Genomic DNA, 15,512 nt, shown 5'->3' with positions numbered 1-15,512 from the left:
AACGAGATAAAGCAAATGACAGATACAAACGAATTATTTGAAAATCAAACCACTGCGTTGCAAAATTCTGCACCAATCGCACCGCTTGCTAATCCTCAACATACAGTGAGTCGTGGTAAATTCCGTTCGCTTACGTTAATTAACTGGAACGGTTTTTTTGCACGTACCTTTGATTTAGACAAGTTGGTGACCACGCTTTCAGGCGGTAATGGTGCGGGTAAATCCACCACAATGGCGGGCTTTGTGACCGCTTTGATCCCCGATCTTACCCTATTAAACTTCCGTAATACGACAGAAGCCGGTTCAACCTCGAGCTCTCGCGATAAAGGTTTATACGGTAAATTAAAAGCCGGTGTATGTTATGCAGTATTAGAGTCGCTGAATTCACGTGGGCAACGTGTGATTACCGGTGTACGTTTACAACAAGTAGCAGGACGTGACAAAAAAGTTGATATTCGCTCGTTCTCGTTACAAAACGTGCCGATGAATGATTCAATCATTAGTGTACTGACTGAACAAGTCGGCGAAAAAGCACGTGTATTACCGTTAGCGGATTTAAAAGACAAATTTGATGGTTCGGAAGTGGTATTTAAGCAATATCACTCGATTACTGATTACCACGGCTTTATGTTCGATTTAGGCGTGATTCCTAAACGTTTACGTTCTTCGGCGGATCGCAGCAAATTCTATAAATTAATTGAAGCATCGCTTTATGGCGGTATTTCAAGCGTGATCACCAAATCATTGCGTGATTACTTACTGCCGGAAAATACCGGTGTTCGCCAAGCATTCCAAGATATGGAATCGGCATTACGTGAAAACCGTATGACATTGGAAGCGATTAAAGTCACGCAATCTGATCGTGATATGTTTAAACACTTGATCACCGAATCGACTAACTACGTATCTGCCGATTATATGCGTAATGCAAATGAGCGTCGTGGCAACGTACAAATTGCACTAGAGCAACGCCGTGCATGGTATGAATCGAAATCTAAACTTGAGTTAGAACAGCAGCGTTTAATTGAATTTAGCCGTGAAGTTGCAGATATTTCGGAAAACGAAAGCGGTTTAGAAGCGGAATATAATTCAGCAAACGATCACTTAAATTTAGTGATGAATGCGCTTCGTCACCAAGAAAAAATTGAGCGTTATCAAGATGAAGTTACGGAACTCAATGAAAAGTTAGAAGAGCAACAAATTGCGTTAGAAGAAGTTTCCGAACAAGTGGAATTTGCACAAGCAAGAGCGGATAATGCTGATGATCAAGTGGAAGAATTACGCTCACAAATAGCGGATTATCAGCAAGCGTTGGATGCACAGCAAACTCGTGCGTTGCAATATCGGCAAGCAATCGCCGCTTTAGAAAAAGCGAAGCAACTTTGTGGCTTACCGCATTTAGATCTCCATAATGTGGAAGATTATCATGCCGAGTTTGCCGCACAAGCGGACGATTTAACCGATCAAGTTTTCGAGCTGGAACAGCGTTTATCCATTTCGGATATGGCAAAAACGCAATTCGAAAAAGCTTATGAATTAGTTTGCAAAATTTCCGGCGAAATCGACCGCTCTGAAGCGTGGAATGAAGCGAGAAGTTTGTTGACAGCATTTACCTATCAAAAAATGCAGGCAACACAAGCGGTTGCTTTACGCCAAAAACTTGCAGATTTAGAGCAACGTTTACATCAACAACAAAATGCGGAACGCTTATTAGCCGAGTTTAATCAAAAAGCACAAACGCAATTTGAAACGGCGGAAGAATTAGAAAGCTGTTTCGAACAGCAACAAGCTCGCCTTGAAGATGTGGAATCAGAATTAGCGGAATTTGTTGAAGTGCGTTCGACGCAGCGTCAGCAACGTGAACAGCTTAATCAGCAATATAATCAACTAGCGAAAACTGCACCGGCATGGCATACGGCGCAATCCGCATTAGCTCGTTTAGAAGATCAATGTGGTGAAAAATTTGAAGCCAGCCAATCGGTAATGCAGTTTATGCAAAATATGCTGACCAAAGAGCGTGAAGCCACTTTAGCACGTGATGAATTAGCACGCCGAGAAGCAGCGTTAGACGCACAGATTACTCGTTTAAGTCAGCCGGACGGTTCGGACGATGTTCGCTTAAATCAATTGGCGGAACGTTTTGGCGGCGTATTACTTTCTGAATTATATGATGATGTATCGATTGACGATGCACCATATTTCTCAGCACTTTACGGTGAGACTCGCCATGCAATCGTAGTACGTGATTTAGAAAGCGTTAAAGTACAATTAGAAAAATTAGACGATTGCCCGACCGATCTTTATTTGATCGAAGGTGACCCGTCAGCCTTTGATGATGCAGTATTTACCGTAGAAGAATTAGCCGAAGGTGTTGTGGTCAAAGTATCTGATCGCCAATGGCGTTATTCTCAGTTCCCGGAAGTACCGTTATTCGGTCGAGCGGCACGCGAGAAACATTTAGAAACATTAAAAGCGGAACGTGATGAAGTTAGCGAACAACATGCGGAACGTGCATTTGATGTACAAAAATGTCAGCGTTTACATCAGCATTTAAGTCAGTTTGTCGGTGCGCATTTAAATTTAGCCTTCCAGCCGAATCCGGAAGAGCAAATGCAAGAAATTGCGGCGGAACGTACTGAAATCGAACGTGAACTTAATCAAGCGGCAAGCAACGAACAGCAATTACGTACCCAATTAGATTCGGCAAAAGCGAAATTGCAAATGTTGAATAAAATTCTACCGCTTGTCAGCTTGTTAGAAGATGAAACGCTCGCTGATCGTGCCGAAGAATGTCGTGCACAGTTAGATGAAGCGGAAGAAGATGAACAGTTTGTTCGTCAATTCGGTAATTACTTAACTCAATTAGAACCGATTGCTGCGAGCTTGAAGAGCGATCCGACGAAGTTTGAGCAGTTGGAGCAAGATTACCAACAAGCTAAAGCGGAGCAAAAACAAGTTCAACAAAAAGTTTTTGCACTATCTGATGTGATTCAACGTCGTGTGCATTTTAGCTATGAAGAAGCGATCGGTTCGGAGGGTTCGGCACTGACCGAACAATTACGTGCACGTTTAGAAAATGCGCAGCGTGAACGTGAGCAAGCCCGTGATCAATTACGACAAGCACAAACGCAATTTAGCCAATATAATCAAGTTTTAACCGGTTTACGCAGTTCGTGTGATGCGAAAACGCAGATTTTGCAAGAATTGATTCGTGAAATCGATGACTTGGGCGTACGTGGTGATATTGGTGCGGAAGAGCGTGCAAGAGCTCGTCGTGACGAATTACAACAACGTTTAAGTCAACAACGTTCTCGTAAAGGTTATTTAGATAAACAATTAGGTACGATTGAAGCGGAAATTGATAATTTAACGCGTACGCTACGTAAAGCGGAACGTGATTACCACACACAACGTGAGTTAGTGGTACAAGCGAAAGTCAGCTGGTGTTTGGTACTTAAACTTTCACGTAACAGCAATGTGGAAAACCGCCTGAATCGCCGTGAGTTAGCTTATCAATCGGCGGAAGAATTACGTTCGATTTCCGATAAAGCGTTAGGTGCTTTACGTACGGCAGTGGCGGATAACGAATATCTTCGTGACAGTCTACATGCTTCGGAAGATAGCCGTAGGCCGGAAAATAAAGTGGCATTCTTTATTGCGGTTTATCAGCACTTACGTGAGCGTATTCGTCAGGATATTATTAAAACTGATGATCCGATTGATGCGATTGAACAAATGGAAATTGAGTTATCTCGTTTAACCAACGAATTAACCAGCCGTGAGAAAAAATTAGCAATCAGTGCAGAATCTGTGGCAAATATCTTGCGTAAAACGATTCAACGTGAGCAAAACCGTATCTTGCAGCTTAACCAAGGGCTACAAAATATTGCCTTCGGTCAGGTGAAAGGGGTGCGTTTAGTAGTGAATATTCGTGATACGCACGCAATCTTACTGAACGCATTGAGTAATGGCAGAGAAGAGCATAAAGATTTATTCGATAGCCAAAAACTCAGCTTCTCAGAAGCGTTGGCAATGTTGTATAAACGTGTGAATCCGCATATCGATATGGGACAACGTACGCCACAAACGATCGGTGAAGAGTTATTGGATTACCGTAACTATTTAGATCTTGAAGTGGAAACCTTCCGTGGCGCAGACGGTTGGATGCGTGCGGAAAGTAGTGCGCTTTCAACCGGTGAGGCGATCGGTACCGGTATGTCAATCCTGTTGATGGTGGTACAAAGCTGGGAAGAAGAATCTCGCCGTATGCGCGCGAAAGATATTTTACCGAGTCGCTTATTATTCCTTGATGAAGCGGCACGTTTGGATGCAACTTCAATCAATACCTTATTTGAATTGTGCGAACGTTTAGATATGCAGTTATTGATTGCCGCACCGGAAAATATCAGTCCGGAGCGTGGTACGACTTATAAATTGGTGCGTAAAATTACTAATAACCAAGAGTATGTACACGTGGTCGGATTGAAAGGGTTTGGGCAACACTAAAGTGCGAATTTACAAGCGGTCAGAAATTGCAAAAAAATTGCAAAATCTGACCGCTTAATTTTTTAGGAAGAATAAAATGATTACAAGAAAAGAACAGCGCAGACTTTCATTTTTACGAGTGTTTGCATTTTCACTGTCTGCATTTATTTTTAATACCACAGAGTTTATTCCTGTGGCACTGTTATCAGATACACACGCTATTTTCTTGCCAATAACCGCTTCGCTGGTGATTCGTGTTGCACCGAAAGATAAGAAACAACAGGCGCTAGGGCTATTAGCGTTAGGTAGCTCATTGGCGATGATTCTCGGTTTGCCGTTAAGGCGAATGATTGGGCAAGCGTTCGGTTGGCGTGAAACTTTTGCTCTGATAACGGCAATTTATTCAGGCATTTATAATGTTGGGATTGGTGGCGGCGCATTAATCGGTAGCCAAGTGATTCAACATGTCGGCTTACCTTATATCGGATTAGTTGGTAGCGGATTAGCAGGGATTGCAATCTTGTGGTTTGTGTTTATTTCACTACGCTATCGAGCGATGAAATAACAGTTTTAAAAGGCAAATAAAAAGTGGGCTAATTGCCCACTTTTGGTTTTCGCTTAGAGTGCGGTTTGGAAAATCACACTTTCCGCTTTTTGTGCATAATTTGGTAGCTGATCAAAATTGAGGTAACGATAAACTTCATTGTGTTGTTCATCGAGCGTTGCAACCGCTTCCAAATATTCTTGCGGTGATGGTAAACGTCCTAAAATCGCTGCGACAGAAGCCAGTTCTGCAGATGCAAGATAAACATTAGCACCTTGTCCTAAACGGTTTGGAAAGTTACGAGTTGAGGTTGAAACCACTGAAGAGTTTGGACGTACACGTGCTTGGTTACCCATGCAGAGCGAGCACCCCGGCATTTCGGTGCGTGCGCCGGAACGTCCGTAGATATTGTAGTAACCTTCTTCGGATAAGCGAGCCGCATCCATTTTGGTCGGTGGAGCAAGCCATAAACGGGTATTAATCTCACCACTTACTTGGCTGAGTAATCTACCGGCAGCACGGAAGTGACCGATATTGGTCATACAAGAACCGATAAACACTTCATCAATTTTATTACCTTGTACTTCAGATAATAAATGCGCGTCATCAGGATCGTTAGGTACACATAAAATCGGCTCTTTGATTTCATCTAAATTGATTTCGATAATTTCCGCATATTCCGCATCACTATCCGCTTCTAGCATTTCAGGATTTGCGAGCCACTCTTCCATCGCTTTAATACGATTTTCAAGAGCTTGTGCATCGCTGTAGCCGTCGGCAATCATACTTTTGAGCAAGACAACATTTGAGCGTAAATATTCTTCGATCGAAGCCTGACTTAATTTAATCGTACAAGCAGCAGCTGAACGTTCTGCAGTTGCATCAGAAAGCTCAAACGCTTGTTCTGCGGTGAGGTGTTCTAAACCTTCAATCTCAAGGATTCGACCGGAGAAAACATTTTTCTTATTCGCTTTTTCCACGGTGAGCAAGCCTTTTTGGATAGCGTAATAAGGAATTGCATGAACTAAATCACGTAATGTAATGCCTTTTTGCATGGTACCACTAAAGCGAACTAACACGGATTCCGGCATATCAAGCGGCATCATACCGGTTGCTGCGGCAAAAGCTACCAAACCGGAACCGGCAGGGAAAGAGATCCCGATCGGGAAACGAGTATGCGAGTCACCGCCCGTACCAACAGTAAACGGTATTAACATACGATTTAACCAAGAGTGGATAACACCGTCTCCTGGGCGTAGTGAGATACCGCCACGGCTTGTGATAAATTCCGGTAATGTTTGATGAGTAATCACGTCACTTGGTTTCGGATATGGTGCGGTATGGCAGAATGATTGCATGACAAGCGGTGCGGAGAATTTTAAGCAAGCGAGATCTTTTAATTCGTCACGAGTCATTGTGCCGGTTGTATCTTGTGAACCTACGGAAGTCATTGTCGGTTCACAATATTGTCCAGCACGTACCCCTTTTACGCCACAAGCTTTACCTACTATTTTTTGTGCGAGCGTATAACCTTTGCCGGAGTCAGTGACTTCAGTAAGTTTAGCAAACACATCACTTTCCGGTAAACCAAGTTCCGCGCGTGCTTTAGCGGTTAAGCTACGACCAATAATCAACGGAATTCGACCGCCGGCACGTACTTCATCTAACAACACATTGGTTTTGTATGAGAAGGTAGTAATCACTTCATCCGAATTATGTTTGCATACTTTGCCTGCATACGGGTAAAGATCAATTACATCACCCATATTTAACGTAGTAACATCTAATTCAATTGGTAATGCACCGGAGTCTTCAGTCGTATTAAAGAAAATCGGTGCAATTTTGCCGCCAAGTATAAAGCCGCCGGTGCGTTTATTCGGAATATACGGAATATCGGTACCCATATGCCATAATACGGAGTTTGCTGCAGATTTACGTGATGAACCTGTACCTACCACATCGCCGACATATACTAATGGAAAACCTTTTTCTTTTAAGGCAGCTAATTGTTTTAATGGACCAACAACACCTTCTTGATCCGGTTCGATACCTTCACGTTTCATTTTTAGCATTGCATTGGCATGCAATGGAATATCGGAACGACACCAAGCATCTTGTGCCGGAGAAAGATCATCGGTATTGGTTTCACCTAATACTTTAAATACGGTTAGTGTGATTTTTTCTGCAAGTGTTGGACGAGAAGTAAACCATTCGGCGTCTGCCCAAGATTGGATAACTTGTTTAGCGTAAGCATTGCCTTGTTGTGCTTTAGACGCAATGTCTTTAAAACTATCGAAAATAAGCAGAGTATGAGAAAGGGCTTTAGCAGCAAGCGGTGCTAATTGAGCGTGGTCTAACAAATCAACAAGAGGTGCAACATTATAGCCACCACTCATTGTACCCAATAATTTTACTGCATGTTCAGGAGAAATAAGTGAGCTAGTTATGTTACCATTAGCGACATTCGTGAGAAATTCAGCTTTAACTTTAGCAGCAGCATCCACACCAGCAGGAATGCGTGTTTCAAATAGTTCAATAAGCTCGCTTTCTTTACCAGCAATAGGCGATTGTAGCAATTCGATTAACTGTACAGTTTGTTGAGTATCCAATGCTTTTGGTACAATCCCAATTGCTGCACGTTCGGCAACGTGTTCATAATATGTTTGAAGAAAATTAGACATGACTGTCACCCCACAATAAATTAGAAGTAGAATAAATCTATAAACATATAGATGACTATATGTCGAAACACTACTTATTTTTCGGTAGTGAGTCAATTGATTTTAAGAGAAAAATATAAATGTTTAACTATGATCAAAAATATATCGATTTAAATAAAATTCCCCGTTATCTACAAATTAAATATGAATTGCAAAGATTTTTAGCCGAAAATAATTGGAGCTTTGAGAAAGCAATTCCTAGTGAGCAAGAACTGGCCGCAACTTATGAGGTATCCATCGGAACCGTACGTAAAGCAGTTGAAGGCTTGGTGGAAGAAGGGGTGCTGATTAAGCATCAAGGTAAGGGGACTTTCTTAAAACATCCTGCATTTGTTGAGTCATCGATTGTGCGATTCTATCTGCGTAATGCCAAAGAAGGGAGGCCGGAAACGCCAATCGGTGAAGTTAAATGCATTAAAAGTGTAAAAGCAAACCCGAAGATTAATCAGTTATTAGGCGAGCCTGTGGAACAAGAGCTTATCTACCTTGAGCGTGTCCGTTCCGTAGATAATAAAGTGATCGTGAGCGATAAGATTTGGCTGTCTCCGGAAAAATTTGGTGAATTACTTTCAGTAAAACCAGAGCAATTTGAGAATCTGCTTTATCCGTTTTATTTTAAGAAATGTGGGCAATTAGTCGTCTCAGCAAAGGAGCAAATGACGATTTTATTAAGCCATAGCGATACCTATTTAACGGACGGGCAAGAGAAAACCGTGATTAAAGTGTGTCGTGCAGCGAAAGGACTGGACGGGAGCATTATTGAGTATCGAGAATCTTATGGTCTAGCGGAAGATTTCTACTACGAGACGATTATTACCTAAGAAAGACTTTAAACAAGCGGTCAAATTTTGTAAAAAAAGTGCAAATAATAGAACAATAATGGGCAAAGAGTAATCTTTGCCCTTTTTTATGATTTATCTCAAATTTTTGCGAGATCGGCGCTTGCAAGTGTAAATACAACTAGTTATATATATGACTATACGAATTTATACTTACAATGAGGTATTTCTTATGAACCTGAAAAAACTTTTGCATTATGCAATTATTCTTGCATGCCCTATTGCAACCTATATTTATCCTACACCTGAAGGCTTATCTGTGCTTGGCTGGCACATTTTGGGTGTTTATATCGGCACTATTCTTGCTCTCATTCTCAAACCTTTCCCTGCTCCTCCTCTTCTTCTAGCTGCCGTTGCGATTTCCGCTATTATCATTGGTAATACACCTGCTGAAGTTTTAGCGGACGGTACAAAAGTCGCAGTAAAACAAGGCTCAGTATTAGATGGTTATAAATCAGGTACAACTTGGCTAGTGTTTGCGGCATTCTCTATGAGCGCAGCATTCGTACAAACTGGTTTAGGTCGCCGAATCGCTTATAAAATGATTGGTGCATTCGGTAGCACAACATTACGTTTGGGCTATGTAAATGCGATGTTAGATTTATTAATTTCGCCTGCAATGCCATCAACAACGGCACGTGGCGGCGGAATTCTTGCCCCGATTATGCAATCTATCGCGGTTTCTTTAGGTTCAGAACCTGAAATTTCACCTCGCAAAGCCGGACATTATTTGCTGCTTAATACTTATATGGTGGTTAAAACCACAGGTTTTATCTTCTTAACGGCAATGGCACCAAACGCGGTTGCACTTGAGTTAATGCGCCCGATTTTAAATATTGATGTTAGCTGGACTCAGTGGTTTATAGCCGCATCTGTTCCCGGCTTACTAACTTTATTACTTTTACCTTTTGTCACTTATGTGCTTTACAAACCGGAGCTTAAAAATGTCGATAACAAAACAATCGCCCGTGAAGGTTTAGAAGCAATGGGGCCAATGACGGCAAAAGAAAAAATGTTAGCCGGCGTATTTATCAGTGCGGTCTTAGGCTGGGTGTTCTCAAAACAACTAAATTTATCTGAATTTACTGTAGCGATTGCAGCAATGGCGGCCATTGTGATTACATCCGTATTGTCTTGGGATGATGTGCTTAAAAACAAAGGCGGGTGGACGACATTGACTTGGTACGGTGGCTTATTAGGTATTGCTGCTGTGTTGTCACAAGCAAAATTCTTTGTTTGGTTATCAACCACAATGAGTCAGTTAGTACCATCAGATTTAGGCAGTCCAACAGTCGTGACGATCTTAATCTTAGTATTAAGTATCTTAGCACGTTATGTGTTTGCATCAGGTGCCGCTTATGTGGCTTCAATGGTGCCGGTATTTTGTGCAGTGGGTATAGCAGCCGGTGCTGATCCTGTATTCTTAGCATTCGGCTTATTATTTTCTAATAGCTACGGCAGTATGGTAACTCACTATGCGTCAGCACCTGCTGCGGTTATCTACGGTTTAGGGTATCACGATGTGAAATCATTCTGGATTACCGGTGGAGTGTGTGCGTTAGTGACATTACTTATCCAAGTAACAGTCGGTTTCGGTTGGTGGTCAATGCTCCAAAGTATGGGTATTTTGGGCTAGTAAAATAATTCAAAAATTTGACCGCTTCTCATTTGTAGCAAGCGGTCAAATTTCATAACTTTTTTGCAAAGGTGGAAAAAATGAAAAAAATTCCTTGTATGATTATTCGTGGCGGTACATCAAAAGGCGTGTATTTCTTAAAAGATGATTTACCGGTAGATGTAGCTGAACGTGATAAATTCTTAATGGCAATCATGGGATCAGGCGATCCGACCCAAATCAACGGTTTGGGCGGTGCGACAAGTGTAACCAGTAAAGTGGCGATCGTTTCAAAATCTGAAAAAGAAGGAGTTGATTTAGATTACTTATTTGCTCAAGTCGGTATCGGACAAAAAGTGGTGGATACGGCGCCTTCGTGTGGTAATATTTTATCTGGTATCATTTGTTTCGCGAGTGAAAAAGGCTTAATTGCATTACAAGACGGCATCACGAGCGTAGTAGTAAATAACGTTAATACCAACAGTATTATCGAAGTTTCTGCCGAGTCGCCAAATAAACAATTGAAATATACGGGTAATGCGGAAGTATCCGGTGTACCAGGAACAGGTTCGCCGGTGAATTTGAATTTTAGCCAAATTGAAGGGGCAAAAACCGGTAAAGTTTTCCCGACCGGCAATAAACAAGATAGTATCAATGGCTATAATGTGACTTGTATTGATGTAGCGATGCCGATGGTACTGTTTAATGCGCAAGATCTTGGCTTAACCGGTAAAGAAACCAAGGCGGAATTAGATGAAAACCGTGCATTATTCGAGATTATCGAGCCTATTCGCCGTAAAGCGGGTGAAATGATGGGATTAGGAGATGTGTCCGAAAAAGTTATTCCCAAAATGGGGATCTTATCGGCAGCGGCTGGCAAAGGTAATATTACGTCTCGCTACTTCGTGCCGGACAAATGCCATTCAAGCCATGCGGTAACCGGTTCAATTTGCGTATCTGCAGCGTGTAATATTGAAGGTACGGTTGCACATCCGCTTTATAAAGATACCGGTAGTGTCGTAACTATTGAGCATCCGTCCGGTTTTATCAGCGTTGATATGGTTTGCGAGAACGTAGATGGTGATTATAAATTCACCCGAGCAGCACTGGTGCGTACTGCTAAACCACTAATGGTAGGTGAAGTATATTATGATGAAACGGTAGAATAGTGCGTTAAGTTTTTATATACTGAAAATATAAATGCTTATAGATAAAACAAGCGGTCAAATTTAGCAAAAAATTTGTAAAAAACTCGCTAAATTTGACCGCTTGTTATATTTCTAATCTTTATTTCTCTACAAATTGATTACTTTGCTGAATCATTTGTAAGAAGAGCGGTAAAGGCGGGCGATCGCTTTTCTCTTTTTCGCTCTGAGCATTAAATTTTTCAAAATGGCCTTTACGATCAATACGATATTGTTCACCGTCAGGCATAATTGCAACATTCCAGTTATGGTTAGACGCTAACACCCATAAACGATTATTTTGAGCGGTTAAATTGATCCCTTGTGAATAGTCGCTAAGCGGATTGAGTATGCCAAAGAACTGAGTTAACAGTGTCGGCATAATATCTAAATGGCTTGAGAGTAAATCATATTGTTTTACTTCACCTTGCCAATAGATAATTAGTGGCACTTGCATATCTTGCTGAGCAAAACTCATCTCCCCAGTTGGATTAGCTTGATCAGAAGTAATTATCACTACCGTATTGGCTAATAAAGCATTTCTTTCTAATTGTGACCAAATTTCACTAAATTGCCAGTCGAGTAATTTAGTTTGCTGCTCATAGGTATTAGCCTGCGGTAAATTTAAATCCAAATAGCTGAAAAAAGGCTGATTAACATTACGCTCTTTCACCCATTGCTTCCATTGTGAAATGGCATCTAGATTATTTTTTGATTCAGGTAACAAAATACCAGCAAATGCCGCTTGGTGGTACACAGGATCTGCAAAGCCGTTATGTGAGAACAAACCGAACTGATAACCGGATTGACGGAAGGCGAACATCAGTGGTGATGCTTCTTTATTACCTAATACCGAGTCTAAATATTTACCACTTAAACTATAGAAGATCCCTAATATACCGGCAGAGCGAGAATCTCCGCTGGTATAATGTTGCATAAAGCGTAAGGACTTACGGCTAACTTCAGCCAGTGACGGGGTGTTTTCACTACTGATTGCACTATTACGTAAACCCGACAAATTAATCAATAAAATATTTGAGTGAGGCTTTTTGGTAAAGGTCAGTTGATGTTTCGGATAATTTAAATAGAAACTATCTAAACGACCGTTTTCTTCAATTTCTTGCTGTAACTCGGCACGATCAATTAGTCCATGCTTTTGTAAGAAGGTACGAGCGGTCATTGGATACGATAACGGATAGTTTGCCTTTTGTGCGGTAATCGGACGGTATAACGTCATATCCGCCCAAGCGTAAATCAAATGTGTCGCGGTAAAACAGCTTAAGAAAAAATAAGCAATATATTTACCCCATTTTTGGCGATTAAAGCTACGTAATTTTTGCCAACACCAACGTGAATAGAGCATTTCTGCTAACAAAATAAGTGGCATTGGTACAAAGAGTAATTGCCATTGACGAGTAAGCTCACCTTGTTCGGGATTAACTAATAAGTCCCAAACAAGCGGTGATAAATGCAGATAGAATCGCTTAAATACTTCGGTATCGACTAAAAGAAAAGTTTGCCCGATGGTAGCTAAAATAACTGAAACACCACGGAAGGTGCGATCATTTTTAATTACAAAGCTTAGCGGAAAGAGTAATAATAAATAGCAGGCAAACACAATGAAGCTGAAATGCCCGAATAAACTGGTAAAAAAGTAAAGTTTACCTGACAGTGTATTAGGCCAATCGGCATTAAAAGCGTAGCGGGAAGAAATAAGTAACGCCAACAGCACATTAAAAAGGGTAAACCAATGACCCCATGTAATGCGTTGTGAGGTTTCTTCTCGGTATTGACGAGAATTGGTCGGTAATAATGAGCGAAGGCGTGCAAACATACTTATTTCGTTTTTAAAGAATTTTTTAATGCATTTGAGAAAGCATCCGCTAAAGCATGACGCTGTACTTCGGTTTGGACATTTTCACGTAAGATATTGGTGATCAAATTCCCCAGTGCCATTAATGAAAGATCAACAGGCGCTTTATGTTTTTCAAGAGTAGCAATAAGGTCGCTAGATAATGCACCGAATTGTTTTCTTTGATATTTTGATTGAGTTGCCATATTAAAAGATAGGTTAGAAAAATTTGCTAAATAGTAGCATAAAATTAGCCGAAATGAGAGTAATAAGCGGTGGGATTTTCCATATTTTTGCAAATTAGGGTAAAAAAATCACTATGAAAGGGAGTTAGTGATAAAATGTTCAGTCAATTTTTCTCGAATGTCTATCAGTCGAGATATTTTGCTTTTCAATTATAATGAATAAATATAGAATGAACGACTGTTCATTGGATTTAAACATGGGAGGTTTTATGTCCAGACGAACTGATCCGAATGATATGATCAATCATATCTTATCGACAACGGAGTTACTTGTAGCAAAGGAAGGCTTACAGAATTTATCAATGCGCAAGATAGCAAAAGAAATTGGCGTGGCAGCCGGTACACTTTATTTATATTTTAGTACAAAAGATCAACTATTGAGCCAGTTAGCCAATCATATGTACGAACGTTATAGTTGCTATATCAACATTGATTTTGATTCAAACGAATCTCTCTTCAAGCAATATCGTCAACTGTGGGTTAGAAAGTGGCAGTTCTTGTCTGACAACCCCATGATTGCTATTCACCTGTCCCAATACCAAGCGATGCTTGGTTTCAGCGAAATTGTTTATAGAACAATTAATGATCCAGAATTTATTTGGAACCGATTTGTTGACGAAGGTAAAAAGCAAGGCGTGATTGTCGATTTACCTAACGAGGTGTTGTATTACATGAGTATGGGAACGGCAACGGATATTGCCTATTTACAACAAGTTAAGAAAGATGTGGTTCCGGAAGAATATTTTGAGGAAATTATTTTACGTACTTGGAAAGCTATTACTTTCTAAATTTAGTTAATTTGTCTATGGAGAATATATGACAGTAGAAAGCCAAAAGCCCTCTCGTGGCAGAAAGTTTTTAATTGTGACAACCCTAGCTGTAGTGCTGGTTGCCTTTGGTGGCGTTGCTGGAATGCAAAAATTTATTGCGGGTAAAAAAGCCGAAGCAGCAGCTAATATGCCGGAAACCGTAAGCGAAATTACTGCAATGAAAGTAGAACCACAAGAGTGGACACCGAGTATTGCGGCAGTGGGATACATTCGCCCAAATCAAGGTGCTATGCTAAGTGCAGAAGCAACAGGTACAGTAACTCGAGTACATGTACGCTCGGGTCAGCGTGTAAATAAAGGCGATTTGTTGGTAGAGTTTGATAGTGCCGTTGAAGAAGCTACTTTACGTGCATCGCAAGCGCAATTACCAAATGCAAAAGCAAATTACGATCGTTTCCGTAATTTGGTCACATCAAATAGTGCATCAAAAGCTGAATTAGATAATGCGCAATCAACTTATAACCAATTACTTGCGAATATTGAGTCACTTAAAGCCTCTATCAGTCGCCGTAAAATTTACGCACCGTTTAGCGGTATTGCCGGTATCGTGAATGTAAACGTAGGGCAATATATTCCGGCAGGTACGGAGATTGTGCGAGTTGAAGATCAAAGTGTAATGAAAGTTCGCTTTACTTTACCGCAAACAGATGTACAAAAAATTAGTGTAGGCCAAAAAGTAACGGCAGTAATTGATGCATTACCGGGCCAAACATTTCCGGCGAATATCGTAGCAATCGATCCAGCAGTGGATCATACAACGGGCTTAATTAATGTAGAAGCAGTGATTACAGAGAACCAAAATCTTCTTTTATCAGGTATGTTTGCTCGTCTGAATGTTGCATTACCGACGGAGAAACAGCAAATTGTTGTACCACAAATTGCAGTGACATACACAATGTATGGTGAAACACTTTATGTATTGCAACCGCTTTCTGAGGAAGATAAGCAATTAGTTGCAAAAATGGCAGAGCAAAATCCGAAATTAGATGTGAATAGAATGTATCGCGCAAAACAGGTTGAAGTGAAAACATTAGACCGAAGTGGTATTTATGCACAATTAGCTAAAGGTGCGAAAGCAGGCGATTTAATTGTAACGGGAGGTTTCCAACGTTTAAATAATAATGCACTTGTGATTGTTTCAGAGCAAGAGGCAGTCGGTGTAACACAACCAGCTAAAGTAAGTAGACTTTAATTGAGG

10 protein-coding genes are annotated in these 15,512 nt (G+C 40.9%); 7 read left to right on the top strand and 3 right to left on the bottom strand.

The genetic code is table 11. From position 1 onward, the window contains the following. Positions 1-15: 15 nt before the first annotated feature. Both mukB and C228_RS0101830 read left to right on the top strand, forming a co-directional pair. Positions 16-4,506 carry a chromosome partition protein MukB gene (gene mukB / locus C228_RS0101835; protein WP_018651008.1) on the top strand — a complete coding sequence of 1,497 codons (4,491 nt, stop codon included), beginning with the start codon at positions 16-18 and terminating at the stop codon, positions 4,504-4,506. Between the two features lie 76 nt (positions 4,507-4,582). Next, the gene (locus tag C228_RS0101830; protein WP_018651007.1) at positions 4,583-5,050 is read left to right on the top strand and encodes an MFS transporter; all 468 of its coding nucleotides are present in this window, start codon (positions 4,583-4,585) and stop codon (positions 5,048-5,050) included. A gap of 53 nt (positions 5,051-5,103) precedes the next feature. Here C228_RS0101830 and acnB read toward each other — a convergent pair whose 3' ends face one another. After that, complete coding sequence (acnB, locus tag C228_RS0101825) at positions 5,104-7,710, bottom strand: bifunctional aconitate hydratase 2/2-methylisocitrate dehydratase (protein WP_018651006.1); 2,607 nt, start codon at positions 7,708-7,710, stop codon at positions 5,104-5,106. 119 nt (positions 7,711-7,829) lie between these two features. Here acnB and C228_RS0101820 point away from each other — a divergent pair, with 119 nt between their 5' ends. From C228_RS0101820 to C228_RS0101810, 3 genes are all read left to right on the top strand, one after another. After that, positions 7,830-8,570, top strand: coding sequence for a GntR family transcriptional regulator (locus tag C228_RS0101820; protein WP_018651005.1), 741 nt, complete (start codon positions 7,830-7,832; stop codon positions 8,568-8,570). A gap of 190 nt (positions 8,571-8,760) precedes the next feature. Continuing rightward, positions 8,761-10,224: an anion permease gene (locus C228_RS0101815; RefSeq protein WP_018651004.1), complete on the top strand. Its 1,464-nt coding sequence runs from the start codon at positions 8,761-8,763 to the stop codon at positions 10,222-10,224. A gap of 80 nt (positions 10,225-10,304) precedes the next feature. Then, positions 10,305-11,372 (top strand): 4-oxalomesaconate tautomerase, encoded by a 1,068-nt coding sequence (locus C228_RS0101810; RefSeq protein WP_018651003.1) that lies wholly within the window; start codon positions 10,305-10,307, stop codon positions 11,370-11,372. A 118-nt stretch (positions 11,373-11,490) separates the two neighbouring features. Here the strand turns inward: C228_RS0101810 and C228_RS0101805 are convergent, their stop codons facing one another. Continuing rightward, positions 11,491-13,221 (bottom strand): DUF3413 domain-containing protein, encoded by a 1,731-nt coding sequence (locus C228_RS0101805; RefSeq protein ID WP_018651002.1) that lies wholly within the window; start codon positions 13,219-13,221, stop codon positions 11,491-11,493. 2 nt (positions 13,222-13,223) lie between these two features. Then, positions 13,224-13,445 carry a YejL family protein gene (locus tag C228_RS0101800; RefSeq protein ID WP_018651001.1) on the bottom strand — a complete coding sequence of 74 codons (222 nt, stop codon included), beginning with the start codon at positions 13,443-13,445 and terminating at the stop codon, positions 13,224-13,226. A gap of 248 nt (positions 13,446-13,693) precedes the next feature. Between C228_RS0101800 and C228_RS0101795 the strand changes: the two genes are divergently transcribed. Together C228_RS0101795 and C228_RS0101790 are read left to right on the top strand one after the other, a co-directional pair. Further along, positions 13,694-14,272 carry a TetR/AcrR family transcriptional regulator gene (locus tag C228_RS0101795; protein ID WP_026313136.1) on the top strand — a complete coding sequence of 193 codons (579 nt, stop codon included), beginning with the start codon at positions 13,694-13,696 and terminating at the stop codon, positions 14,270-14,272. Positions 14,273-14,300: 28 nt separating this feature from the next. Further along, entirely contained in the window at positions 14,301-15,506 is a 1,206-nt protein-coding gene (locus C228_RS0101790; RefSeq protein ID WP_018650999.1) for an efflux RND transporter periplasmic adaptor subunit, read from the top strand. Positions 15,507-15,512: the final 6 nt, after the last annotated feature.

Source organism: Actinobacillus capsulatus DSM 19761 (assembly GCF_000374285.1).
Taxonomy (GTDB): Bacteria; Pseudomonadota; Gammaproteobacteria; order Enterobacterales; family Pasteurellaceae; genus Actinobacillus; species Actinobacillus capsulatus.
Note: the sequence above shows the minus strand (reverse complement) of the source record. Positions and strands in the feature narration are given on the sequence as shown.

Bases quoted from the DNA above. Each gene is read 5' to 3' on its own strand.
- C228_RS0101820 (WP_018651005.1), top strand. From the start codon at position 7,830: ATGTTTAACTATGATCAAAAATATATCGATTTAAATAAAATTCCCCGT.
- mukB (WP_018651008.1), top strand. From the start codon at position 16: ATGACAGATACAAACGAATTATTTGAAAATCAAACCACTGCGTTGCAA.
- acnB (WP_018651006.1), bottom strand. From the start codon at position 7,710: ATGTCTAATTTTCTTCAAACATATTATGAACACGTTGCCGAACGTGCA.
- C228_RS0101810 (WP_018651003.1), top strand. From the start codon at position 10,305: ATGAAAAAAATTCCTTGTATGATTATTCGTGGCGGTACATCAAAAGGC.
- C228_RS0101795 (WP_026313136.1), top strand. From the start codon at position 13,694: ATGTCCAGACGAACTGATCCGAATGATATGATCAATCATATCTTATCG.
- C228_RS0101800 (WP_018651001.1), bottom strand. From the start codon at position 13,445: ATGGCAACTCAATCAAAATATCAAAGAAAACAATTCGGTGCATTATCT.
- C228_RS0101815 (WP_018651004.1), top strand. From the start codon at position 8,761: ATGAACCTGAAAAAACTTTTGCATTATGCAATTATTCTTGCATGCCCT.
- C228_RS0101805 (WP_018651002.1), bottom strand. From the start codon at position 13,221: ATGTTTGCACGCCTTCGCTCATTATTACCGACCAATTCTCGTCAATAC.
- C228_RS0101830 (WP_018651007.1), top strand. From the start codon at position 4,583: ATGATTACAAGAAAAGAACAGCGCAGACTTTCATTTTTACGAGTGTTT.
- C228_RS0101790 (WP_018650999.1), top strand. From the start codon at position 14,301: ATGACAGTAGAAAGCCAAAAGCCCTCTCGTGGCAGAAAGTTTTTAATT.